This window comes from Rhizobium sp. 01L419 (assembly GCF_056400025.1).
The window spans coordinates 142156-164234 of the sequence record NZ_JBFTSM010000008.1 but is presented as its reverse complement, the minus strand read 5'-3'; the positions used below and the strand labels follow the sequence as shown (position 1 = coordinate 164234).

Annotated in this window: 23 protein-coding genes; 15 read left to right on the top strand and 8 right to left on the bottom strand. The window is 61.1% G+C overall.

Annotated features, from left to right (window positions below; genetic code table 11):
• The first annotated feature begins 36 nt into the window (after positions 1–36).
• The 3 genes from AC1DUP_RS17560 (at position 37) to AC1DUP_RS17550 (ending at position 2820) form a co-directional block, all read left to right on the top strand.
• On the top strand, positions 37–960 hold the full coding sequence (locus tag AC1DUP_RS17560) for an alpha/beta hydrolase family protein (RefSeq protein WP_113300314.1): 924 nt from the start codon (positions 37–39) through the stop codon (positions 958–960).
• Positions 961–1105: 145 nt separating this feature from the next.
• Positions 1106–1918, top strand: a complete 813-nt coding sequence (locus AC1DUP_RS17555) for a L,D-transpeptidase (protein ID WP_113300230.1) — start codon at positions 1106–1108, stop codon at positions 1916–1918.
• A 176-nt stretch (positions 1919–2094) separates the two neighbouring features.
• Entirely contained in the window at positions 2095–2820 is a 726-nt protein-coding gene (locus AC1DUP_RS17550) for a L,D-transpeptidase (protein ID WP_113300231.1), read from the top strand.
• Between the two features lie 143 nt (positions 2821–2963).
• Here AC1DUP_RS17550 and AC1DUP_RS17545 read toward each other — a convergent pair whose 3' ends face one another.
• Complete coding sequence (locus AC1DUP_RS17545) at positions 2964–3926, bottom strand: LysR substrate-binding domain-containing protein (protein ID WP_113300232.1); 963 nt, start codon at positions 3924–3926, stop codon at positions 2964–2966.
• Positions 3927–4049: 123 nt separating this feature from the next.
• Here AC1DUP_RS17545 and AC1DUP_RS17540 point away from each other — a divergent pair, with 123 nt between their 5' ends.
• On the top strand, positions 4050–5450 hold the full coding sequence (locus tag AC1DUP_RS17540) for an MFS transporter (protein ID WP_113509693.1): 1401 nt from the start codon (positions 4050–4052) through the stop codon (positions 5448–5450).
• A 62-nt stretch (positions 5451–5512) separates the two neighbouring features.
• Here the strand turns inward: AC1DUP_RS17540 and AC1DUP_RS17535 are convergent, their stop codons facing one another.
• Positions 5513–5989 (bottom strand): MarR family transcriptional regulator, encoded by a 477-nt coding sequence (locus AC1DUP_RS17535; RefSeq protein WP_113300315.1) that lies wholly within the window; start codon positions 5987–5989, stop codon positions 5513–5515.
• Between the two features lie 127 nt (positions 5990–6116).
• Here AC1DUP_RS17535 and AC1DUP_RS17530 point away from each other — a divergent pair, with 127 nt between their 5' ends.
• Positions 6117–6539 (top strand): organic hydroperoxide resistance protein, encoded by a 423-nt coding sequence (locus AC1DUP_RS17530; RefSeq protein ID WP_007818814.1) that lies wholly within the window; start codon positions 6117–6119, stop codon positions 6537–6539.
• 59 nt (positions 6540–6598) lie between these two features.
• Here the strand turns inward: AC1DUP_RS17530 and AC1DUP_RS17525 are convergent, their stop codons facing one another.
• Positions 6599–7897 carry a cytochrome-c peroxidase gene (locus AC1DUP_RS17525; RefSeq protein WP_477833409.1) on the bottom strand — a complete coding sequence of 433 codons (1299 nt, stop codon included), beginning with the start codon at positions 7895–7897 and terminating at the stop codon, positions 6599–6601.
• A gap of 213 nt (positions 7898–8110) precedes the next feature.
• Here AC1DUP_RS17525 and AC1DUP_RS17520 point away from each other — a divergent pair, with 213 nt between their 5' ends.
• Positions 8111–9655 carry an acid phosphatase gene (locus AC1DUP_RS17520; protein ID WP_477833407.1) on the top strand — a complete coding sequence of 515 codons (1545 nt, stop codon included), beginning with the start codon at positions 8111–8113 and terminating at the stop codon, positions 9653–9655.
• A gap of 63 nt (positions 9656–9718) precedes the next feature.
• Here the strand turns inward: AC1DUP_RS17520 and AC1DUP_RS17515 are convergent, their stop codons facing one another.
• From AC1DUP_RS17515 to AC1DUP_RS17505, 3 genes are all read right to left on the bottom strand, one after another.
• A complete protein-coding gene (locus AC1DUP_RS17515; protein WP_477833597.1) occupies positions 9719–10714 on the bottom strand; it encodes an aldo/keto reductase in 996 nt (331 codons plus the stop codon).
• Positions 10683–11090 carry a MerR family transcriptional regulator gene (locus AC1DUP_RS17510; RefSeq protein WP_477833405.1) on the bottom strand — a complete coding sequence of 136 codons (408 nt, stop codon included), beginning with the start codon at positions 11088–11090 and terminating at the stop codon, positions 10683–10685. Before AC1DUP_RS17510 ends, AC1DUP_RS17515 begins: the two co-directional genes overlap by 32 nt.
• A gap of 111 nt (positions 11091–11201) precedes the next feature.
• Positions 11202–11648 (bottom strand): MarR family winged helix-turn-helix transcriptional regulator, encoded by a 447-nt coding sequence (locus AC1DUP_RS17505; protein ID WP_477833403.1) that lies wholly within the window; start codon positions 11646–11648, stop codon positions 11202–11204.
• 90 nt (positions 11649–11738) lie between these two features.
• Here AC1DUP_RS17505 and AC1DUP_RS17500 point away from each other — a divergent pair, with 90 nt between their 5' ends.
• From AC1DUP_RS17500 to AC1DUP_RS17490, 3 genes are all read left to right on the top strand, one after another.
• Positions 11739–12482: a DUF899 domain-containing protein gene (locus tag AC1DUP_RS17500; protein ID WP_113509699.1), complete on the top strand. Its 744-nt coding sequence runs from the start codon at positions 11739–11741 to the stop codon at positions 12480–12482.
• A gap of 33 nt (positions 12483–12515) precedes the next feature.
• Positions 12516–12980 carry a DUF1579 domain-containing protein gene (locus tag AC1DUP_RS17495; protein WP_113300240.1) on the top strand — a complete coding sequence of 155 codons (465 nt, stop codon included), beginning with the start codon at positions 12516–12518 and terminating at the stop codon, positions 12978–12980.
• A gap of 111 nt (positions 12981–13091) precedes the next feature.
• Positions 13092–13868, top strand: a complete 777-nt coding sequence (locus tag AC1DUP_RS17490; protein WP_113300241.1) for a VOC family protein — start codon at positions 13092–13094, stop codon at positions 13866–13868.
• Positions 13869–13919: 51 nt separating this feature from the next.
• On the opposite strand, the gene AC1DUP_RS17485 is transcribed toward AC1DUP_RS17490, so the two are convergent.
• Complete coding sequence (locus tag AC1DUP_RS17485; protein ID WP_477833400.1) at positions 13920–15437, bottom strand: ABC-F family ATP-binding cassette domain-containing protein; 1518 nt, start codon at positions 15435–15437, stop codon at positions 13920–13922.
• Positions 15438–15818: 381 nt separating this feature from the next.
• On the opposite strand from AC1DUP_RS17485, the gene AC1DUP_RS17480 reads away from it, so the two are divergent.
• The 3 genes from AC1DUP_RS17480 to AC1DUP_RS17470 all read left to right on the top strand — a co-directional run bounded on the left by AC1DUP_RS17480 (position 15819) and on the right by AC1DUP_RS17470 (position 17361).
• Positions 15819–16325, top strand: coding sequence for a GNAT family N-acetyltransferase (locus AC1DUP_RS17480; RefSeq protein WP_477833398.1), 507 nt, complete (start codon positions 15819–15821; stop codon positions 16323–16325).
• 52 nt (positions 16326–16377) lie between these two features.
• A complete protein-coding gene (locus AC1DUP_RS17475) occupies positions 16378–16944 on the top strand; it encodes a metal-dependent hydrolase (protein WP_477833396.1) in 567 nt (188 codons plus the stop codon).
• A 114-nt stretch (positions 16945–17058) separates the two neighbouring features.
• The gene (locus AC1DUP_RS17470) at positions 17059–17361 is read left to right on the top strand and encodes an alkylphosphonate utilization protein (RefSeq protein ID WP_477833394.1); all 303 of its coding nucleotides are present in this window, start codon (positions 17059–17061) and stop codon (positions 17359–17361) included.
• Positions 17362–17374: 13 nt separating this feature from the next.
• Here the strand turns inward: AC1DUP_RS17470 and AC1DUP_RS17465 are convergent, their stop codons facing one another.
• The gene (locus AC1DUP_RS17465; RefSeq protein WP_113300246.1) at positions 17375–18940 is read right to left on the bottom strand and encodes a helicase HerA-like C-terminal domain-containing protein; all 1566 of its coding nucleotides are present in this window, start codon (positions 18938–18940) and stop codon (positions 17375–17377) included.
• Between the two features lie 227 nt (positions 18941–19167).
• Here AC1DUP_RS17465 and AC1DUP_RS17460 point away from each other — a divergent pair, with 227 nt between their 5' ends.
• The 3 genes from AC1DUP_RS17460 (at position 19168) to AC1DUP_RS17450 (ending at position 21954) form a co-directional block, all read left to right on the top strand.
• Positions 19168–19563: a DUF937 domain-containing protein gene (locus AC1DUP_RS17460; protein WP_113300247.1), complete on the top strand. Its 396-nt coding sequence runs from the start codon at positions 19168–19170 to the stop codon at positions 19561–19563.
• A gap of 86 nt (positions 19564–19649) precedes the next feature.
• Positions 19650–20993 (top strand): metallophosphoesterase family protein, encoded by a 1344-nt coding sequence (locus tag AC1DUP_RS17455; protein WP_477833391.1) that lies wholly within the window; start codon positions 19650–19652, stop codon positions 20991–20993.
• An 82-nt stretch (positions 20994–21075) separates the two neighbouring features.
• Entirely contained in the window at positions 21076–21954 is an 879-nt protein-coding gene (locus tag AC1DUP_RS17450; RefSeq protein ID WP_477833389.1) for a MurR/RpiR family transcriptional regulator, read from the top strand.
• The last annotated feature ends 125 nt before the right edge of the window (positions 21955–22079 follow it).

Sequence of the window (22079 nt, the reverse complement as noted above, 5' to 3'; positions counted from 1 at the left end):
AGATTTTTTGAGCCGGGAAAATGATGGATGCCGCGTATGAACTCGCAAGAACGAAATGCTTTTTTCCGTCGACGCCGCGGTCTGCTTGCAGGCATGGCGGGCTCTCTTTTGCTGCCCAGCCTTGCGAATGCCTTCGATGTTCCCGACGTTCCAAGGCTCGCCAAGCATGACTATGCTGGTGTCCGCCATCACTTCCGCACCAAGCTGCTGCAGAAGGGGCCGGCGCCGGACAAATACGAGCCGCTGACGGCACCCGCCGATGCCGACCGGATCTTCTACCGCTCCGGCTACGGCGGCGAGCTGGAACTGACGGCCTGGGTTTCCAGATACAAGCGCGAGCATAAGGCCAAGCCCGGCATCCTCTTCCTTCATGGGGGCAATGCCATGGGCATGGGCCACTGGCAGCTCATGAAACCTTACGTGGATGCCGGTTATGTCGTGATGATGCCGTCCGTGCGCGGCGAAAACGGCCAGATGGGCAATTTTTCCGGCTTCTATGACGAAGTCGACGACGTGCTCGCCGCGACCGAGCGTCTGCGCCATCTGCCGGGCATCGATCCCGAGCGTCTCTTTATCGCCGGTCACAGCATCGGCGGCACGCTGACCATGTTGACGGCGATGAGTACGCGTCATTTCCGGGCGGCCGTGCCGATATCGGGTAACGCGGACGCCTTCCGGTTCTTCAACCGCTACCCCGAAGACATTCGCTTCGACGATTCGAACGCGCATGAGTTCGAGGTGCGCACGGCGCTTTGTTATGCGCACAGCTTCAAATGCCCGGTGCGTGTGCTGCACGGCACGGAGGAATCGCATTTCAACGACCGGGCTGATCTGCTCGTCGCGCGCGCCCGTGCGGCGGGCACGCGTATCGAAGCTGACCTGGTCACCGGCAACCACACCTCGGCGCTTCCCGCCGAGATCGAACAGAGCATCCAGTTCTTCCACGGTGTCGCGGCCTGACAGCCGCCGGATGCAGGTCCGGCAAGGGCCCGCATCGACTGCCAATTGGTGCCGTTTCGGCCTCTGCCACCAGCCTCGCGCCAGCCGCGAATGCCATCCTGCGAGCAGATATGCTGTCTCTGTTATCGCTGATGAGGGTGGTTTCATGAATTTTCTGCGCCGGGCTTTCCCGTTTGCCGGGCTCGCGGCTGCTGCAATGACGCTCAGCGGCTGCAATATTCTCATTCCGGATGTCGCAGCCGATTCGCCTGCGCGCTTCGTGCAGGAAATCTCCCCCGTCTTTTACGAGCCGCCGGGCGTCGATCCGCGCCGCGTCAAGCCGATACCCGACCAGCCGGTGCCGCAGACGCGCGAACTCTATAAGACCCAGTTCCACCAGACCTATGGCCTGCCGGTCAGCAATCCGCTGAACCTCAACATGGGCATGTACGGGCAGGTCAGGGACGGCGATTTCACGCTGCCGGCCATTCCCGCCAGCCGCATCCAGCCGGAATATCTGCGCCAGGAGGTCGATTACCAGACCAATGAGCGCCCCGGCACCGTCGTTGTCGATACCAAGGATCGCTTCCTCTATTTCGTCGAAGGCAATGGCAAGGCGATGCGCTACGGCGTCGGCCTCGGCCGCGAGGGCTTCGCCTGGAAGGGCCGCGGCGTCATCCAGTGGAAGCAGAAGTGGCCGCGCTGGACGCCGCCGGTTGAAATGGTTTCGCGCCAGCCGGAAGTCCGTCCCTTCTCCGCGGAAAACGGCGGCATGAATCCGGGCCTCGCAAACCCGCTCGGCGCCCGCGCCATGTATATTTTCAAGGACGGCCAGGACACGCTCTATCGCGTCCACGGCACCCCCGACTGGCAGTCCATCGGCAAGGCGGTTTCCTCCGGCTGCGTACGCATGCTCAATCAGGATGTGGTCGATCTCTATGACCGCGTGCCGGCCAAGTCCGAGATCGTTGTGATGTAGGGCTGCAACAGGGCAGGCGAGATCGTCTGCCCGGAGCCGGACACGTCTGCGTGATGCTATGGTTTATTCAGCATAAGCCGATAGATTTTTTCCTTGTCGATTTCGGCATTGGACGAATCAGGGGTCAGCTGCGTTTATGGCGAGCCCCGTATCACGAAGGAAATTAGTTCCGCGTCATGAGCCTCGATAAATCCCTCTCCCGTCGTAGTTTTCTTTCCTTTTCGGCTTTGACAGCGGCTTCCGCGCTGGCAGGCTGTGCCTCCACCTCGAATACGGTCGAGAATGGCGGCATGTCGATCAGCTACCGTTCGCCCTTCCGCGCGTTCCAGACGACGAGCGCGCCCGGCGAAGCAGAACTTGCCGTCATGTACGGCCCAATCGAAGACGGCGGTTTCCTGATCCCCGCCGTTCCCTACCAGCAGATCGATCCGCGCTACTATCGCCAGCAGGTCGTGGATCCGACCGGCCTGCCGCCCGGCACCATCGTCGTCGATACGCCTTCGCGCTTCCTCTATCTCGTTCAGCCCGGCGGCATGGCGATGCGCTACGGCGTCGGTATCGGCCGCGAAGGCTTCGCATGGGCGGGCAACGGCGTGATCCAGTGGAAGCAGAAATGGCCGCGCTGGAAGCCGCCGAATGAGATGGTCGCCCGTCAGCCGGAACTTGCGAAATACTCGATCGAGCGTGGCGGCATGGAGCCTGGCCTCTTGAACCCGCTCGGTGCGCGTGCGCTCTACATCTTCTCGAACAATGAAGATACGCTCTACCGCCTGCACGGCAACCCGGAATGGCGCTCTATCGGCAAGGCCGTCTCGTCGGGCTGCGTGCGCCTGCTCAACCAGGACATCATCGACCTCTACGATCGCGTTCCGAACAAGACCCCGATCGTTGTTTGGCAGTGAGGAACGGTCGGGCGAAGCCCGAGCAATCGATCCAGTGAATCGATTGCAGTGACGAACGCCCGAAGCGCAAGCGCAGGGCCGGAGGGTGCCTCGCCCAAAACACAAAACCGCCCAACACGGGCGGTTTTCTTTTGACTTGATAGTTACGCCGCCTCAGCGCAAATCCCAGCCTTGCACCCGGAAGCAAGCAGCGCCTTATCCGCCACCTCGACAAACAGCCGCCGAAACCACGCCGCCCGCTCATCGGCCCGGTCAACCCGCCGATAGAGCATGGACACCGGATCAGCCGGCAACTCGATCGGCGGCATCGAAACCTCGAGATGATGGAGCTGCGCCATGCAGCGCCCAAGCGATTCCGGCACGACGGCGATCGACGGCATGGCTCTGAGCGCCGGGGGAACAGCCGAATAGCGCGGCACGGTCGCCACCACATTGCGGCTCAGGCCCACCTTGTCGAGGGCCGCGTCCACTGCGGTGGTTGCACTGCCGACGAAGGAGATGGCGATGTGCGGCGCGGCGGTGAAATCCTCGACGCTGAGCGGTGGCTTCAGCTTCAATTGCTGCGGATCGTAGATGGCGATCGAACACTGCTCGAAAAGCGGCATGCGGACATGCCAGGAGGCCGGTTCGCTATGAACGGAAATGCTGAACTCGTACGCGCCGTCATCGAGCATCTGCGCCGCATCGCGCTTGTCGGCTGCGACGCCCACGAGCCGCGCAGCCGGTGCAAGCTCACGCAGCCGTGCGACCAGCGGGCCGAAGAAGGCGGTCTCCAGATTGTCGCACATGCCGACGCGGAATTCGCCCCGCCAGGTTGTCGGATCGAAACTCATCGGTGGGCGGATGGCCCGTTCGATGCCGGAGAGCGCATCCTCGATTGCCGGTGCGATGGCCAGCGCCCGAGCCGTCGGTTGCAGGCCGCGGCCGACCCGCACGAACAGTTCGTCGTCCAGTGCTTCGCGCAGCCGCTTGAGCGCGGCCGAAAGCCCTGGCTGGCCGAGCAGCAGCCTTTCGGCTGCGCGGCTGACATTGCGCTCCTGCATCAGCACCGAGAAGGCGAGCAGAAGGTTCAGGTCGATTTTGCGAAGGGTGGCGTCATTCATCATTATTGGTAATACCTGACATGGCTACTATCAATTTGCAATAGGATTTGAAGCTGTACATTTTCTCGTTCCCTGCCGCCCGCCAGCCTCCCGGCGAAGGCGGCAGCAAAGAAGGAACTGAGATCGATGACCAATTCCCCATCTCGACGCGGAGCCAGCTTGGCATTGCTGCTGCTCTGCGCTGCGAACTTCCTTGACGCCATGGATGTTTCCACCATCGGGGTCGCCCTGCCTGCGATCCAGACCGAACTTGGTATGCCTGCAACCTCGCTTCAATGGGCCGTCAGTGCCTATGTGCTGGGTTATGGCGGCTTCCTGCTACTCGGCGGCCGTGTCGCCGACCTCTTCGGCCACCGCCGCGTCTTCCTTTGGTCGCTCGGCATCTTCGCGGCCGCCAGCATCGCCGGTGGCTTCGTGGACAGCGGGCCGACGCTGATCGCTGCACGTCTGGTGAAGGGCATTGCTGCCGCCTTTACCGCGCCGGCGGCACTTGCCTTGCTGCTCTCCGTCTTCGGCGAGGGCGAGAAACGGGCAAAGGCGCTCGGCGTCTTCGCCTCCACGGGCGCCACCGGCTTCGTGCTCGGCATGGTGCTCGGCGGTGCCGCCACCCTCGTGAGTTGGCGGGCAACGCTCGTCATGGGCGCTCCGGTCGCAATCCTCACGCTGGCGATCGCCCCCTTCGTCCTGCCTCCAGATGAACGGCGCGGCGAGGGACGCAAGCACTTCGACTGGGCTGGCGCGCTGACGATTACCCCCGGCCTTCTGCTTTTCGTCTTCGGCATCACCAATGCTGCGGCCGCAGGCTGGAACGATTTCTTCACCTGGGGTTCGCTCGTGGCGTCACTGGTGCTGATCGCTCTCTTCCTGATCGTGGAATCGCGCCATGTCGATCCCATGGTGCCGCTGCATATCTTCCGCAAAGCGAAGCTCAGCCATGCCAATGCCGTCGCCGCGCTGTTTCAGGGGGCCTATGTCGGCTTCCAGTTCATCGCAACGCTCTATTATCAGGATGTCATCGGCTGGTCGGCCTTTGCCACCGGCTTCTGCTTTGCCTTCGGCGGCGTCTGCGTCATGTTCCTTGCGCCGCGTTTTGCCACCGTTGCGCAGAACCGCGGCACGACCGGCCTGATGGCGGTCGGCGTCGGCCTGCAGGCAACGAGCTATATCCTCTGGGTGGCGCTGGTCGGCCACATCGATCCGATCATCCTGGTTGCTCTCAACCAGATCCCGCTCGGCGTCGGTTATGCCATGACCTATCCGGCAATCCAGGTTGCCGCTCTCTCTGATGTCGAAGAAGACAAGTCCGGTCTTGCCTCCGGCCTGCTCTTTGCCTCCTTCCAGATCGGCGGCGGCATCGTGCTCGCGGCGGCCTCCGCAATCTTCGCGGCTGCCCCGCATTTCGGCTGGGATCCTTACGTCGGCGGTATCGTGTTCGTGGCGCTGCTGGCGATCCTGATCACTCTGCTTGCCGCTGTCGGCCCGAAGACCGCAACAGTTCGACCGCAAGCCTATCAGGCAGCCGAGTGAGGTAAACTGCCCGCGCCGGCTTGGCGCGGGCATCCCGTCTCAGCCGGTGATCATGTCTCGGCCTATATGCTTGCGTTGAGATTGCCCCGCAGCCGGTGCAGCATGTCGCGCATGACGGCCATCTCCTCCAGCGTGCAGCCGATCGCCTCGCCGATCGAAGACATGATCGTATTGATCTCGCCCTTCATCGATTGACCTTTCGGCGTCAGCGACACGATGACCTGCCGCTCGTCGCGGGAATCGCGGGTGCGCCTGATAAGGCCGTTCTGCTCCAGCCGCTTGAGGAGAGGGGAGAGCGTACCGGAATCGAGATCGAGCTGCTCGCCGATCGTTTTCACCGGCAGTTCTGCCTTTTCCCAAAGCACCAGCATGACGAGATATTGCGGATAGGTGAGGCCCACCTTGTCGAGTATGGGCTTATAGGCGCGGGTAAAGGCGTGCGCCGTCGCATAAACTGCGAAACAGAGCTGCTTCTCCAACCGCTTTTCCTCTTCCGGTATCTCGATCACTTTCGCCGTTCTCGCCTTCATGTCTGCCATCCCCGAGGTCTTCATTGTCCTCTTTTCAAATTCCGAATGCAATTTGCAAAATTCACTTGCGTACAATTTAATTGCGCGTTATTAAAAACTCAACCCGAACGAACGGGGCCAACCAAAGGAGATTGTCATGCCTATTCTCTATACCACCAAAGCTTCCGCCACTGGTGGCCGCGCAGGCCGCGCCGTTTCCGAAAACGGTGTTCTCGACGTCACGCTGACCGTGCCGAAGGAACTCGGCGGCGACGGCGCAACAGGCACCAATCCCGAACAGCTTTTCGCGGCCGGTTACTCGGCCTGCTTCCTTGGTGCCTTGAAATTTGTAGCCGGCAAGGAAAAGGTCAAGATTCCCGAGGAAACAACGGTTTCCGCAACCGTCGGCATCGGCCCGCGTGAAGATGGCGGTGGCTTCGGCATCGAAGTTGCGCTGACGGTCAACATCCCCGGCGTCGATCGTGAAACCGCCGAAAAGCTCGCTGCCGCAGCCCACATCGTTTGCCCCTACAGCCACGCCATGCGCACCTCGACCGAAGTTCCGGTCACGGTTGCCTGATTATTCTGTGATATCGATCGACAAGGGCCGGGGCATCGCTCCGGCCTTTGCTTTTGAATTCAATGTATTGCTTGCCGCGTCGGGCCTGGAAGCTGGTCCGCATCGGTCAGCGTGCCCAAGAAGGCGACGATATCGTCGATTTCCGATTCCGTCAGTGCCGGTGGGTCGCCGGGCTTGCGGCCGAAGGGCGGGTCCTGGTTGAGATTGTCCCAATAGGCCTGCGGAACGTCATCATATTTGCGGATCGTGCCGTCGGCATTTTTCGGGTACCAGCGGCCGGGATCGCTGTCGCGCGTGGCGTAGAAGGAAACGACGTCACGCAGCGAATGGAAGTAGCCATTGTGGAAGAAGCTCTTCTTCAGCGCCACATTGCGCAGCGTCGGCGTGCGGAACAGCGCGCAATAGTCCGCCCGGTCCTTGAAGTCGGTACGCTCAGGGCCGCAAAGGCCGAGATCATGATAGTTCGGATTGCTGTTGGCCGGGATCGCCATGTTGCGCGGCACAGCCAGCCCCAGGAAGCCGAAATCGGAAAATTGCGGCGGCTCGCCGTCATTGGCGGGCTCGCTTAAATGGCAGCTTGAACAGTTGCCCTTGGCCGGATCTTCGAAGAGTTCGCGGCCATACAGCTCCTGCGCCGTCAGCGTGCCCTTGCCGGCGAGGAAGGCGTCATAGCGGCTGGAATAGGGGTAGAAATCCGGCCCGCTCTGCTCGAAGGTGCTGAGCGCCTCGACCGCCTCCTGGAAGGCATCCTTGGCATTGCCGAAGATATCCTGGCCGAAAATTTCCCGGATATCTTCGGCATAGGGTGCCTTGCTGAGTGAGGCGACGACCGCGGCTTCATCCTTGTTGCCCATTTCGAAGGGCGACAGCAGCGGGATCTTCGCCTGATCATAGCCGTGGTCCACGCGCCCGTCCCAGGTCAGGCCGCCGGTCGGCCCGTTGTCGATGCTCTCGTCGCCTTCGTCCTCGGAATCGTAGAAGTGTTCGGTGAAGGAGGGTGTGGCCTGCAGGTAGCGCAGCGTCGGCACGGCACGCAGGCCCGGCTGGTCCATATGCGGTCCCCCCATTTCGACCGGCGTTGCGCCAGCCGGAGCGAAGCCATGATGTGGATCGTGGCAGGAGGCGCAGGCCTGCACGCCGGAGGCGGAAAGCGAGGCATCGAAGAACATTTTGCGGCCGAGCTCCGTCAGCGCTTCGGCGCGCGCATAGGCGTCGGCTCGCGACATGGGGCCGGGGTGCACGCCCCCGATGACGGCCGCGCTGCTTTGCCGCAGGGGCAGGAGGCTCAAACCGAGCGCAGTGGCGGCCAAACCGAGCGCCAGACCGGATCGCAAGAGCCAGATAATCTTTGCCGCCATATGAAAGATTCCAATGAGTTAACATCGTCTACCCCCATGATCGAACCTGACTGCAACAGATTGATGACGCGCGCCTTTCGACCGCAGGTGCGACCTGCCCAATGTCACAAAGTTGATAGACGGCGGGAATAGCGTCTCGCTTGCGCTCGGTCTTTCTATTTCCGCCGGGCGCTCCTCTAGCCACGCCCCCTTAGCCATGAGGTATCCCCCGCCATGATCAGACTGAAGTTCCTCCGCAATCTATCGCTGGCCGGTTCGGCCCTGCTGCCGCTGGTATCAGCCACGGCCGCCCTTGCCGCACCTGCAGGCATGGACAAGATCGAGAATATCGTCGTCATCTACGCCGAAAACCGCAGTTTCGATAACCTCTATGGCAGCTTTCCGGGCGCCAATGGCCTCGCCAATGCCAGCGAAAGCCAGGCACGCCAGCTCGATCGCGACGGCGCGCCGTTGGCGGAGCTGCCGCCTTCCTGGGGCGGCCTGACCGCCAAGGGTGTGACGCCCGCAATCACCGAGGCGCAGTCCGCTCACCTCGCCAATGCCGTCTTCTCGATCGACGATCCCAAAGGCTTCGCGCAGGCGACAAATGTCATCACCCGCGACCTCTGGCACCGCTTCTATCAGGAGCAGATGCAGATCGATGGCGGCAAGAACGACAAGTTCGTCGCCTGGGCTGATTCCGGCAGCCTCGTCATGGGCCACTACGACGGGTCGATCCTGCCCATGTGGCAGATCGCCAAGAAATACGTCCTCGCCGATAATTTCTTCCAGGGCGGCTTCGGCGGCTCCTTCTTCAATCACTTCCAGCTGATCTGCGCCTGCGCGCCCTATTATGCCGATGCGGACAAGAGCCCGGCCAAGCCGACCATCGCCAAGGTCGACGCTGACGGCATCTCGCTGACCCCGGCCGACAACGGCCCGAAATCGGCCCTCGACGGCGCTCCGAAATTCGTCTCCGACGGCAACCTCACGCCGGATTTCTACGCCGTCAACACCATGCAGCCGCCTTACCAGCCGAGCGCCAACGCCCCTGCCAAGGATGGCGATGCCGCCTACGCCGATCCCTCGCAGCCGAACACCTTACCACCGCAGCACGAGATCACCATCGGCGACCTGCTATCGCTGAAGGGCATCACCTGGGCCTGGTATGGCGGCGCCTGGCAGGCAGCCCTCGACGGCAAGAACGCCACGCCTGTGCCGAACTTCCAGTTCCATCATCAGCCGTTCAACTATTTCGCCAATTTCGCGCCGGGCACGCCCGCCCGCGCCGAGCATCTGAAGGATGGCGGCCTCGGCGGCGAAGCCTTCACGAAGGATATCGACGACGGTAAGCTGCCGGCCGTTTCCTTCTACAAACCGCAGGGCAACCTCAACGAGCATGGCGGTTATGCCGATGTTTCGAGCGGCGACCAGCACCTCGCAGACCTGGTCTCGCATCTCGAAAAGAGCCCGCAATGGGGCCACATGCTTGTCATCGTCACCTATGACGAAAACGGTGGTTTCTGGGATCACGTCGCTCCGCCGAAGGCCGATCGCTGGGGCCCGGGCAACCGCATACCGGCCTTCGTCATCTCGCCCTACGCCAAGGGCGGCATGGTCGATCATACCCAGTACGACACGACCTCGATCTTGCGCCTGATCACCGCCCGATACGATCTGCCGGTTCTGCCGGGCCTGCTCGCCCGCGACAAGGCGCTTGCGCTGAACAATGAGCCGCCGATGGGCAACCTGACGGCAGCGCTTGATCTGACGCGCTGATCGTCGCGACAACGCTATGTCTTCTCCCCACAGATTGGGGAGAAGACTTCGACTTCCGGATGTTTATCCGTTGAGCGTCCGCATGCCGATTTCGCCGTAGCGATCTCCGACGGCGCGGGGCAGGGCCCTGGCGATTTCCTCGATATCTCCTGGTGTAAGATCAACACCAGCCGCTCCAAGATTCTCGTCCAGTCGCGCGCGGCGGCGGGTGCCGGGAATGGGCACGATATTTTCGCCCTGAACCATCACCCAGGCGAGAGCCAGTTGCGCCGGTGTTGCGCCCTTGCGGCGCGCAATCTCTTCGAACACGGCGACGAGTTCGAGATTGCGCCTGAAATTGTCACCCATGAACCACGGCGAGGTCCGCCTGTAGTCATCGGGCGCGAGTTCATCGACGGACTTGATCGCGCCGGACAGGAAGCCGCGTCCGAGCGGCGAATAGGCCACAAGCCCAATCCCGAGTTCACGAAGCGTCTGCAACACGCCGTCTTCCGGATCGCGCGACCATGGTGAATATTCGCTTTGAACGGCGGTAATGGGATGTACGGCATGTGCCCGGCGGATTGTGTCAGGGCGGGCTTCCGACAGGCCGATATGTCTGACCTTGCCGGCTTCGACGAGCTCCTTCATCGCACCTACTGTCTCTTCAATCGGCGTATCGGGATCGACACGGTGGAGATAGTAGAGATCGATATGGTCGACGCCGGGCCGCCGTAGAGACCCTTCGCAGGATGCTTTTGCATATTCGGGCCGTCCGTTGGCCGTCTGGGCGCTGACGCCTGGTATCGCTCCAGCTGCGCGCACGATGCCGAACTTGGTCGCCAGCACCACTTGGTCGCGCCGGTCCTTGATCGCCTCCCCCACGAGTTCCTCGTTGGTGTGCGGGCCATAGCTATCGGCCGTATCAAGCAGGGTTACGCCACGATCAAGCGCATGGTGGATCGTGGCGATCGCCTCGCCCCTGTCGGCGGCGGTCGCGCCATAGGCCCAGCTCATACCCATGCAGCCGAGTCCGATCGATCCGACCTCAAGTCCTTGCCCGAGCCGGCGTGTCTGCAACGTTCCGTTTGTCATCTCTCATCCTTTCATCTGCCTCTTCGTAGGAGGCGATTTTGCCGTCGAGGACGCGAAGGCAGGTTTCGAGATCGGCCACATGGGCCCGGACACGCTCACGATGCTCCCTAAGCATCTCGCGACGCTCGCTGAACGTTGCTTTCCCGCTATCGGCAAGCTTTGCATAAAGCAGCATGTCGCGGATCGGCATTCCGGTCGTCTTCAGACGGCCGAGAAACTCGATCCAGGAAAGGATTGAAGCGTCGTAGTCGCGTTGTCCGGATCTGTCGCGGTCGGCATAGGGGAGCAGGCCGATACGCTCGTAGTAACGTAGCGTATGAGCCGACAGACCGCAGCGTTTTGCGAGGTCACTGATCTTCATGAGACACCTGTTCTCGTCACGACGCCAAGGAAGCTACGGCTTCGAGCGCACTCTAAGTCAAGAGGCTTTTTGCAGCTGATTTACAGCCGTCTTATCCCGAGCTTTGTAAGATCACGCGAGAAACTGCAGGTCTCGCCTCAGTCCATCCGCATCGCCATTTGGCAGCTTCGCTTCCAGTGTCGCATGCGTGTCCTCCCATATCGGCAGCGCCTTCTGCAGCGCAGCCCGCCCATCATCCGTCAGGCAGAGGAGGCGACCGCGCCGGTCTCTCGGGTTCGGCACCACATTGACAAATCCCTTGCGCTGCAGCGGCTTCAACGCCGCCGTCAGCGTCGTCTGGTCCATGGCGAGCAGGCTTGCGACCGGCCCCATCGGCGGCGGCTCCGGCCGGTTGAGGGACATCAGCAGGGAGAATTGGCCGTTGGTCAGGCCGACAGGCCGCAGCGCATCATCGAACAGCCTAGCAAGCGCACGTGCGGCGCGCTGCACATGCAGGCACAGGCACGTGTCCCGCACCAGAAGCGTCGTGGAAAAAGGAATCGCGATCGGGTTTGACATGATCTATTTCTATTGATATCAATCTATTTAGTCAAGAAGAGGAGACTATCTGCCGGAAAATGCCGGCAGCGCCGGAGGAGGGCGCAGATCATGTTGAACAAGGTGACTCAAAATCCCGTCGTTTCCCGCGAGGAATGGCTTGAAGCTCGCCGAGCTTTGCTCTTGAGAGAGAAAGAGGCGACCCATCTGAGAGACAAGGTGAATGCCGAGCGCATGGCGTTGCCCTGGGTGAAGGTCGATAAGGACTATACGTTCGACACGCCGCAGGGGCCGAAATCGCTCGCCGACCTTTTCGATGGCCGCAGCCAGCTAATGGTCTATCACTTCATGTTCGGCCCCGAATGGGAGGCCGGTTGCCCCGGCTGCTCGTTCCTTGGCGATCATCTCGATGGCACGCTGCCCCACCTCAACCATCACGACGTGACACTCGTTTCCGTAGCCCGCGCGCCGCTCGCCAAGATCGAGGCCTATAAGAAGCGCATGGGCTGGAATTTCCCCTGGGTTTCGTCCTTCGGCAGCGATTTCAACTTCGATTATCACGTATCTTTCACGCCTGAGGATCTTGCGAAAGACAAGGTCTTTTATAATTTCTCTCCGATAGCACCCGCTGACGCCAATGATGAACTGCCTGGACTTTCGGCCTTCTACAAAAATGAGAAGGGCGAAGTGTTCCATACCTATTCGAGCTATGCCCGAGGCGCGGAGGAAATCCTTGGAACATTGATGATCCTGGATCATGCCCCCAAGGGTCGCAACGAAGATTCGACCATGGATTTCGTGAAGCGTCACGACGAATATGAGGAAGCCCCCCAAGCCTCATCCTGCTGTCACTAGACCCAGCCAACCATCATCCGGAGGAGAAGGACGATGAAGACTGCAGAAGTGCTGAAGGAGCATGCTTTCCTGGAGAGAATGGTGGGGGATTGGACCGTCGCCGCTTCAGACATGACCGGAGATAAGCCTTGGGACGAGACCGTGCGCTCCCTGCAAGGTATCTGGTTCATTGCCGAAGGGGCCGGTGAAATGAGCGACGGCAAGCAGGCAACGACGATCCTTACCCTCGGCTACGACTCGAGTAAAAGCAAATATGTCGGCAGCTGGATCGGCTCGATGATGGACTACATGTGGACCTATGAGGGCGAGATTGAGCCCCCGGGTAACGTTCTGTCGCTCTACACCAGGGGCCTGGCTTTCGAAGGCGATGGCCTTGCCGACTATCGCGAGCAGATCGCCTTTCTCGACGACAACGTCAGAACCTTCACATCGAGCGTTAAGGAAGCTGACGGCACCTGGAAGCAGTTCATGGAAGTCAAATATACCCGCAAGGGCTGAAATCGCCGGGGCACATCAAGGCCAATTCCAGCAAGAGTGCGAGAGCGGTTTTGCGTCCGGAATTGCTTGAAAACAAGAGACAGAACTCAAGCGTGGACCGAGGAGGACACGATGTCCAATACGCATGGCAAGTTCATATGGTGCGAACTGATGACGCCGGATCCGGATGCGGCGGCGAAATTCTACGGCTCGGTCGTCGGCTGGACGTCGGGTAAAATGCCGGCGGCAGACCAGCCTGAATACACCATCTTCGAAGCAAACGGCGTCAGGGTCGCCGGCATGATGCCCTTTCCGGCAGAGCTGGAAGGGCAGGGCATTCCGCCGAACTGGACCGGTTATGTCGCCGTCGACAATACTGATCAATCGGCACGCGACTTCTCGGCAAACGGAGGTACCGTCCGCCGCCAGCCGGCGGATATTCCAGGCATAGGCCGCTTTGCCGTCGTAGCCGATCCTGATGGAGCAGTGCTCTGCATCATGACGCCGCTGCCGATGGAAAATCCGCCGCCGGAACTGCCTTACGACACGCCCGGCCATGTCGGCTGGCGCGAGCTCTACGCCAATGACGGCGCCAAGGCCTTCGACTTCTATTCCAAGCGCTTCGGCTGGACGAAGGATCAGGACTTCGACATGGGGCCGATGGGCATCTACCACATTTTTGCCGCGCAAGGAAAACAGACTGGCGGCATGATGACCCGTCCGCCGGAGGTCGGCATGGCCTTCTGGTCCTACTACTTCACCGTGCCGGCCCTTGATGCTGCCATCGAGCGCGTCAACGCCGGCGGCGGCAAGGTCGTCAACGGCCCCATGGAAGTTCCCGGCGGCTGGGTCTGTCAGGGGATGGATCCGCAGGGGGCGTTTTTCTGCCTGTCGGCGGCGAAGCGTTAAGGTTCATTGAAAAGGGGTCGCGAGCAATCTCGCTTGCGCCCCCTATCCAACTCATCCAACACTCGCAAAGAATCCTTCCGGGCTCTCCACCTCCACGAGCTTCTTCCGCTCGATCAGCCAGAAGCGATTGCCGACCGCCCGCACGAAGCTGCGGTCGTGGGAGACGAGCAGGCAGCTCGCCTCATGCGCCATCAGCTCGCTTTCCAATGCCTCCTGCCCCTCGATATCGAGATGGTTGGTCGGCTCGTCGAGCAGGTAGAAATTCGGCTGCGTCAGCCGCAGCACCAGCATGCCGAGCCGTGCCTTCTGCCCGCCGGAGAGCAGCTTCACCGGCTTGCCCTGCATCTCGATCGTCATGCCGGCACCGGCAAGCAGCGAGCGCGCCCGTTGGTCGCCAACATCGAAGCGGCGGATGATCGTCTGCAGCGGCGTATCCGCATCGCTGAGATCGGCAAGCAGCTGGTCGCCATAACCGAGCACAAGCGAGGGCGTCGCCTTGATGCCCGCCTTTGCCGTTTCCGGCTCGGCGATCGCAGCCCGCAGCATGGAGACCAGCCGCGACTTGCCGGCGCCGTTGAGGCCGAGCAGCACGATGCGGTCGCCTTGGCAGATGAACTGCTTTCCCGTGCGAAAGAGTAGCGTGCCGTCAGGCGTGGTGACCTCCGCGTCTTCGAGTGTGACAAGAACCTTGGCATGCGTGCCGCGATTGGCGAGGCGGATTGCGCCTGCCGATCGTTCGAGATGGACAGGTTTGGTGGCCTCCTCCAGCTTCTCGGCACGCTGCTTCAGTTGCTTCGTCTTCACCACCAGCAGATCGCTGCCGGAATTGATGCCGATATTGTTGAGCTTCGCCGCCTGTTTGCGAAGCTGCTCGACCGTCTTCATGTCCTTTTCGTATCGCCGCGCATCGGAAGCATCCGCCTCGTCGAGCGCGGCGCGCGCCCGGCTGTAGGGCAGGGAGAAGACCGGCGATTGCTCTGGCCGCAGGAAGAGCGTCCGGTTGGTGGTCGCATCGAGAAAGGCACGGTCGTGGCTGCAGATGATAACGGGCGTGTCACGCGGCAATGCGTTCAGCCAGCCTTCCAGCCGCGCGATCTTTTCGAGATCGAGATGGTTGGTCGGCTCGTCGAGCAGCAACACGTCCGGCTCGTTCACCCACGTGCGGGCAATCAGCGCCAGCCGCTGCCATCCGCCGCTGAGCTGCCGGAGCGGTCGCTCGCGCAACTCCTCAGGCACTTCGAGCGATTCCAGGACGACGTCGGCGCGCCAGCTCTCGCTTTCGGCCTGGTCAGGCGGAAGGGCTAGCAGCACAGCGTCACGGAAAGTGGCGTCCAGAAGGGCCGGCGACACATTCTGCTCCACATGGCCGATGGTCAGCCCGCGCGCCTTGGTGATCTCGCCTTCGGTCGGCTCCAGCGTCGCGGTCATGAGCCGCAACAGCGTGGATTTGCCCCGTCCGTTCGCGGCCACGAGGCCAATCCGGTCGCCGGCATTGACGACGAGATTGAGCTTCGAAAACAGCGGCGCCGACAGCACGATACCKAGATTGCGGATATTGATGAGGGTCATGATCGTATCCTGGTCTTGCCAATCGATCGCACCTATCCGGGGCTTCAGCCATCAACGGAAAAGCGCGTTTTGCTTGGCGGATTATGAAATGCTTGCAGCTCGAATGGCGGGCATTGAGGTGCAGCAGTGCCACAAGGGGCGGACCAGGAAGAGATTTGCGAGAAACGGTCTCTGGTCAGCCCTGCAAACGCATCTGCAGGGCGTTGACTGGGCCACGCTGGCGATGATGCCGGAAATACATACTCACGCGCAGCCCTCCTTCTTTCTCGGTTGCAAGACGGAAATATCATTGCTCGCGGCTGGAAACAAGGGATCATGATAGCAGTAAAGACGCTCAGATGGTATGAAAGGTCATCATCATCCGGGATCGGGGAACGCGGGATGATTTCCATTTCGAGGGCGGGCAGTATAGAGGATTTCGTGGTTGCCGCCGGCTTCTGCGAGGCGCTCGGTGCCCTGGATGTTGAGATGGGGCGTGATCATGGCGTTCCTGCCGAGATCGTCATGACGCTTTTCCACGGCGAAAATCATGAAAGCCTCGCCCGGAAATACAGTTCCAACGAAGCGATGATGTTTCTCGCCAGATGGGAGGGAGCACCGGCAGGCTGTATCGCGCTCGCACCATTCGATGCCGACGCCATGGAGATCCACAAATTCTACGTGGATCCCGCCTTTCGCGGCCGGGGCATCGGCAATGTGCTGATGCAGAAGGTGTTCGACGAAGCGAAGAAGATGAGCAAACGCACCACCATGCTCGTCAATACCGCAGCTTATTTGAAGAGCGCACTCTCCCTCTACGAAGCCTTCGGTTTCGTCCACTGCCCCCCGTTTCACACCGTGCCCGCCGAAATCAGCCACACCGAAGTCTTCATGTCGCGGCCGCTTTGATCCCGACACAATCGCTGCCTAGCGATGTCAGGATATTTTCAAGGGAGTCGGCATGCTCATCGCCCATCTGCCGGCAGGCTATATTCTTGGAACTGCCGCGCGACGCAGAGCGTCGTCCCCTGCCATCATCGCGGCGGCTCTGATCGGCAGTGTCGCGCCGGATTTTGACATGGCCTATTTCTACGCGTCGGGCGGCAAGACCCATCATCATGCCTATATCACGCATTGGCCGCTCTTCTGGCTTGTCTCGGCGATCCTGATCCTGCCGCTCCTGAAGTGGCTGCGCCCGGCTTGGCTTCCGGCAGCTTGCGTCTTCTTCGCAGCCGCCATGCTGCACATGGTCATGGATACGATCGCGGCACCGCTCTATTGGTTGGCGCCTTTTTCGTTCCATGAATTTGAGCTGGTCCGAGTAACGGCAACCCATGCCAACTGGATCATCAGCTTCCTGCTCCATTGGACATTCCTGCTGGAAATCTCCATCTGCCTTTCGGCGCTCACACTGTTCCTGATGCACCGTCGCATACGGCCGCCGTGTCGGCGACATCTGCCCACCGGCCCCATTCCGGAACATGGCACGCAAGTTAGCGGTTATTGCAAAGGCCGGAACGCGCCCTGATCCCAGCCGGATGCATTTCGCCTGGCTGTTTGCCACACTAGTTGCACAGCATCGTGTGATCGTTATAAGCGGCCGTCGATGGACTGAGGAAATTCCTGATCGAGGGCGAATGCAATGGCGGGTGGTGACGACGAATATGTCTATGACGAGGCGACGGGCGAATGGCGCCCGGCTTCCGAAATGGCCGCAGTTGCACAGGCTGCGTCCGAGGTTCGCGACGCCGCCGGAAACGTGTTGAAGGACGGCGATTCCGTCACGTTGATCAAGGATCTCAAGGTAAAGGGCGCCAATCAGACCTTGAAGCAGGGCACGGTCATCCGTTCCATCCGTCTGACGGATAATCCGGAAGAGATCGACTGCCGTCACGATGCGATCAAGGGCCTCGTCTTGCGGACGGAATTCGTCCGCAAGCGCTGACCTGACCTATCTGCTACCGCTTCAGGCTTCCCAATATGCCCCGCACCAGCGCCCGGCCGACCTGGGTGGCCACCGTACGCGCCACACTCTTCATGGCCGCTTCCACGACCGTTTCGCGCTGGTAACCGGAGCGGCCGCGTGATTGGCCGCGATCTGTAGGCTTGTCGTCATCGCTGCCGCCGAAGCCGGGCAGCGTCCAGCCGGAGGTCGTGCTGCCCTCCTGCGGCGCCGGGGCCTCTTCCTGCGCCCGCTTAGCAGCCTCGGAATCGGCGGCTTTCTTGGCACGTGCTGCGAGCAACTCGAAAGCAGATTCGCGGTCGACATCCTCGTCATAGACGCCGAGCACGGGGCTATGGTCCATGATCTGCTGGCGCTCGGCATCGTTCACAGGTCCGACGCGGCCGGACGGCGGCCGGATCAGCGTGCGTTCGACGATCGAAGGTGCCCCCTTGGCTTCGAGCGTGGAGACGAGCGCCTCGCCGGTGCCGAGATTGGTGATGACGGTCGCGCAGTCGAAGGCCGGATTGGGGCGGAAGGTATCGGCCGCCGTCTTCACCGCCTTCTGCTCGCGCGGCGAATAGGCGCGCAACGCATGCTGCAGGCGGTTGCCGAGCTGGGCGAGCACCGTTTCCGGCACGTCGAGCGGGTTCTGCGTCACGAAATAGACGCCGACCCCCTTGGAGCGGATGAGGCGCACCACCTGCTCGACGCGCTCGGTCAGCACCTTCGGCGCGTCGTTGAAGAGCAGATGAGCCTCGTCGAAGAAGAAGACCAGCTTCGGCTTGTCGGGATCGCCAACCTCCGGCAGCTCTTCGAAAAGCTCGGAGAGCAGCCACAGCAGAAAGGTGGCGTAGAGGCGCGGGTTCATCATCAGCTTGTCGGCGGCAAGCACCGAGATCTGCCCGTAGCCATTGTTCGAGGTGCGCATGATGTCGGAAATCTTCAGCGCCGGCTCACCGAAGAAATGCTCGGCCCCCTGCTGCTCCAGCACGAGAAGTGCGCGCTGGATCGAGCCGACGGAGGCCTTGGAAATCAGCCCGAACTGGTTGGAAAGCTCGGAGGCATTTTCGCCCATGTAGTTCAGCAGCGCCGTGAAATCCTTGAGATCGAGCAGCGGCAGGCCGGCCTTATCGGCGATCTTGAAGGCGATATTGATGACGCCTTCCTGCGGCTCGGAGGCATCCATCAGGCGGGCCAAGAGCAACGGCCCCATCTCGGCGACGGTCGTGCGAACCCGGTGGCCTTTCTCGCCGAAGAGATCCCAGAAAATGACCGGGAACTGCTCGAATTCATAATCGGTAAAGCCGATCTGCTCGGCGCGCGTGGTGAGAAAATCCTTCGGCTCGCCCTTGGCGGCGATACCCGAAAGGTCGCCCTTGATGTCGGCGGCAAAAACCGGCACGCCGGCCCTCGCAAAGCCCTCCGCCAGCACCTGCAGCGTCACCGTCTTGCCGGTGCCGGTGGCGCCGGTCACGAGCCCGTGGCGATTGCCGAATTTGAGGTCGAGATATTCGCCCTTGTTGATGCTGTCATCAGGATTGCGGCTTGCGCCGATGAAAATCTTGCCGTCCTCGAGCATGTAAAAATGTCTCCTCGGTCGATGCCGCAGCTCAGTTCCAGAATATGCGAGGATCCTCTTTTCGCACATTCATGCAAATATCGTTTCTCTGTTATAAGCAGGCGACGGGAGACCGACAACTGTCTGCGTTAAAAGGAAAAGCAGAAGCGGATACCGCAAAGAGAGCCGCTTGAGTTGCCGCCTCGATTCGATTACGTTGACGTTAACGTCAAAACAGGAGGCAGACGATGAATGAGATTGTGACTGAAATCGCCAATCGCGTGGGCATTTCGCCTGATCTGGCCGAAAAGGCGCTCGGCATGATGCTCGGCTTCCTGCAGCGCGAAGCGGCTGATGGTCCGGTTGCCGAGATGATCGAAAAGATCCCCGGCGCCACCGAACTCGTTGCCCAGTTCAACGGCGAAGGCTCCGGCGGTGGCGGCGGTCTGCTCGGCGGCCTGATGGGCGCGCTCGGTGGCGGCGGCATCATGGGCCTCGGCCAGCAACTGATGAGCGAAGGCCTCGGCATGAGCGAGATCACTTCGCTCGCCAAGGAAACCATCGCCATTGCCAGGCAACATGCCGGCGACGATGTGGTCGACCAGGTGGTCGCGTCCGTGCCAGGCCTCAGCCAGTTCGTCTAAGACGATCCATCATTTCGATAAGCCCCCGGCTCTGTCCGGGGGTTTTGTTTTTTTAACTTTTCCCTCTTTCATTTTCGTGTGTTTTTATGACCGACGCATCCTCCATCAAAGCGCTGCTGCCAAAGGCTGCCGGCCATCAATTCGTGCTCTATGGCGATTCCTGCTCGGGCGTTGCCGGCGCCCTGCACGAGCGGACCTTTGAATCGGTGAATGCCGTCCTGCGCAGGCTTGAGCCGCAGCCGCAATTCATTCTCTTTCCCGGCGATGAGATCATCGGCCTGACGGCGGATGAAGCCTCGTTGCATGCCCAATGGCGGCATTGGCTTGATGTCGAGATGGCCTGGCTCGACCGCACCAAAATTCCGATGTGGCACACGACCGGCAACCACACAACCTATGACCAGATGAGCGAGGCAATCTTTCGCGGCACGCTCGGCCTTCCGGCAAACGGACCGGCGGGGCAGGAGGGGCTGGCCTATTGGGTTCGCCGCAGCGATCTGCTCATGGTCTTCGTCCATACGCTCTGCAGCGGTCTCGGCGGCGAAGGTCATGTTGAAACGGAGTGGCTGGAAGCGACGTTGAAGGCGCATGCCGATGCCCGCTACAAGCTGGTGCTCGGCCATCACCCGGTCTTTCCCGTCAATGGTTACGCCGGCGCCTATCAGCGCGAGATCGGCCATGAATATACCGAGCGCTTCTGGGATATTCTCGTAGAGGCCGGCGTCTTTGCCTATTGCTGCAGCCATATTCTGGCCTTCGATGTCCAGGCCCATCGCGGCGTGCTGCAGATCTGCACGGCGCACCGGATGCCGGAAGGCGTCGAATATCTCCATTGCATCCAGGCAGCGCTCGATGAGGATGGCTTGCGCTATCAGGTTCTCGACACCGAAGGCACGGTACGCGAACGCCTGCAATGGCCTCCTATGCCTGCGGGCGAGGACAAATGGCATGGCATTGCTCACGGGATAAGCGAAGCGCGCTGGTCGGGCCCGGTGGGCACGGGCCGTATCGTCGAATTCCGCCTGGGTGGCCGGACGGCGCCTGAGCCTTGCGCATCGCAGCAGACGATCTTTTCGGCTTTCGGCGAAAAAGGGCTGGCACCGCTATGGCTTGGCCTGCGTGGCAGGCAGCAACAACTGACGCTCATCCTCGGCCGCGATCCCGGCCGAAGCCCCTACTATTTCTTTGGCCCAGACCTGCCACCCGGCGAGGATTTCACTCTTCAACTCCTCCTGCATAGCGGCATGGGGCCAGGTGGGGTGCTCTGGCGCGGGACAGGCAGCGAGGCCTGGTCGTCCTTTGAAGCAATTGCCTCGACAGGACTCGAGCGCCTTGTCTGGCCGTCTCGCTGGAGCGTCGGTCATGGCCAGAAAGGTGAGGGCGATCGGCCGTTCATGGGGGAAAGCCTGAACCTGCATATTGCAGGTTGAGGAAAACTCGGGTGGTTTCCTGTTCCTCTCAGCTCTAAAGTCGGTTATTCGGCCTTTCTGAATATCATCTAGGGAAGGGCGGATGAACGGAAGCGATCGATCGTCATCGGTGCTGAGAGAGCATTTCGAGCAGCACAGGACCAAACTGAGCCGCTCAGAGCTGGCCGTGGCGGAGCATCTGGTGAAGATGCCGATCGACGTGCTGATTTTCCGCAGCGCCGAGGAGATCGCCGCCGAGACCGGTACCAGTGATGCGACGGTCATCAGGACCGCCAAGCGTCTGGGTTTCACCGGCCTGCCGGAGCTGAAGCGGGTATCGGGCCGGGTCATGGCGCGCACCATTTCCACCAGTGAGCGTCTGGAGCAGCGCTTTCGCGCAACCGGTGACGATCTGGAAAAGGTTGCCGGGCAGATGTTTGCGACCGCCCGCGAAGTGCTGAGCTCCACCGAGGAGCAGATCGACGGCGCAATGCTCGCCTCTGCCATTTCGGTCATCGAGGAGGCCGACACAGTCTGGTGCATCGGCATGGGCACCGCCGAGGTCGAAGCACGCCATTGCGCGATTGCTCTCAGCCGCGCCGGCGTGCGGACCCGCTGTTCCGGAGCGTCGGGCTTTACGCTTGCCAATGAGCTGATCGATGTCAGGCCTTCTGACGTCATCGTCATGTTCCATGCCGTGCGCGAGACCGCTGAACTCAAGCTCATCGTCCGGCAGATCCAGGATATCGGCTGCAAGGTCGTTCTGGTCTGCGGCGTGCAGCTGCGCGCGACATATGCCGATAAGGTTTCGGCCGTTTTGACCTGCATCGGCGCGCCCTCCAGGCTTGCAAGCTGGAGCATCGGCGCCATCGTCATCGCCGATCTCCTTGTTTATGGAGTCGCGGTCCGCAACCAGCAGCGGGCGACGGATGCCAAGCGCCGGCTCGCCGACCTGCGGGATCAGGCACTCAGGAACGATTGAGTTTCCCGGCAAATTCTCGGCATTCCCGGCGCATGAAAATTAAACATGAGGAATAGAGTTATGTTTGTTGAAATTCGGACTACAATATTGTAGTGAACGCGACATTGACGTCGTGAGCGGCGTCG

What these genes read in the sequence shown, in the direction of transcription:
- AC1DUP_RS17490 (WP_113300241.1), top strand. Translation starts at nt 13,092, where the DNA reads ATGTCCAATACGCATGGCAAGTTCATATGGTGCGAACTGATGACGCCG.
- AC1DUP_RS17520 (WP_477833407.1), top strand. Translation starts at nt 8,111, where the DNA reads ATGATCAGACTGAAGTTCCTCCGCAATCTATCGCTGGCCGGTTCGGCC.
- AC1DUP_RS17480 (WP_477833398.1), top strand. Translation starts at nt 15,819, where the DNA reads ATGATTTCCATTTCGAGGGCGGGCAGTATAGAGGATTTCGTGGTTGCC.
- AC1DUP_RS17465 (WP_113300246.1), bottom strand. Translation starts at nt 18,940, where the DNA reads ATGCTCGAGGACGGCAAGATTTTCATCGGCGCAAGCCGCAATCCTGAT.
- AC1DUP_RS17500 (WP_113509699.1), top strand. Translation starts at nt 11,739, where the DNA reads ATGTTGAACAAGGTGACTCAAAATCCCGTCGTTTCCCGCGAGGAATGG.
- AC1DUP_RS17550 (WP_113300231.1), top strand. Translation starts at nt 2,095, where the DNA reads ATGAGCCTCGATAAATCCCTCTCCCGTCGTAGTTTTCTTTCCTTTTCG.
- AC1DUP_RS17470 (WP_477833394.1), top strand. Translation starts at nt 17,059, where the DNA reads ATGGCGGGTGGTGACGACGAATATGTCTATGACGAGGCGACGGGCGAA.
- AC1DUP_RS17505 (WP_477833403.1), bottom strand. Translation starts at nt 11,648, where the DNA reads ATGTCAAACCCGATCGCGATTCCTTTTTCCACGACGCTTCTGGTGCGG.
- AC1DUP_RS17540 (WP_113509693.1), top strand. Translation starts at nt 4,050, where the DNA reads ATGACCAATTCCCCATCTCGACGCGGAGCCAGCTTGGCATTGCTGCTG.
- AC1DUP_RS17535 (WP_113300315.1), bottom strand. Translation starts at nt 5,989, where the DNA reads ATGGCAGACATGAAGGCGAGAACGGCGAAAGTGATCGAGATACCGGAA.
- AC1DUP_RS17450 (WP_477833389.1), top strand. Translation starts at nt 21,076, where the DNA reads ATGAACGGAAGCGATCGATCGTCATCGGTGCTGAGAGAGCATTTCGAG.
- AC1DUP_RS17455 (WP_477833391.1), top strand. Translation starts at nt 19,650, where the DNA reads ATGACCGACGCATCCTCCATCAAAGCGCTGCTGCCAAAGGCTGCCGGC.
- AC1DUP_RS17475 (WP_477833396.1), top strand. Translation starts at nt 16,378, where the DNA reads ATGCTCATCGCCCATCTGCCGGCAGGCTATATTCTTGGAACTGCCGCG.
- AC1DUP_RS17510 (WP_477833405.1), bottom strand. Translation starts at nt 11,090, where the DNA reads ATGAAGATCAGTGACCTCGCAAAACGCTGCGGTCTGTCGGCTCATACG.
- AC1DUP_RS17560 (WP_113300314.1), top strand. Translation starts at nt 37, where the DNA reads ATGAACTCGCAAGAACGAAATGCTTTTTTCCGTCGACGCCGCGGTCTG.
- AC1DUP_RS17530 (WP_007818814.1), top strand. Translation starts at nt 6,117, where the DNA reads ATGCCTATTCTCTATACCACCAAAGCTTCCGCCACTGGTGGCCGCGCA.
- AC1DUP_RS17495 (WP_113300240.1), top strand. Translation starts at nt 12,516, where the DNA reads ATGAAGACTGCAGAAGTGCTGAAGGAGCATGCTTTCCTGGAGAGAATG.
- AC1DUP_RS17555 (WP_113300230.1), top strand. Translation starts at nt 1,106, where the DNA reads ATGAATTTTCTGCGCCGGGCTTTCCCGTTTGCCGGGCTCGCGGCTGCT.
- AC1DUP_RS17460 (WP_113300247.1), top strand. Translation starts at nt 19,168, where the DNA reads ATGAATGAGATTGTGACTGAAATCGCCAATCGCGTGGGCATTTCGCCT.
- AC1DUP_RS17525 (WP_477833409.1), bottom strand. Translation starts at nt 7,897, where the DNA reads ATGGCGGCAAAGATTATCTGGCTCTTGCGATCCGGTCTGGCGCTCGGT.
- AC1DUP_RS17545 (WP_113300232.1), bottom strand. Translation starts at nt 3,926, where the DNA reads ATGATGAATGACGCCACCCTTCGCAAAATCGACCTGAACCTTCTGCTC.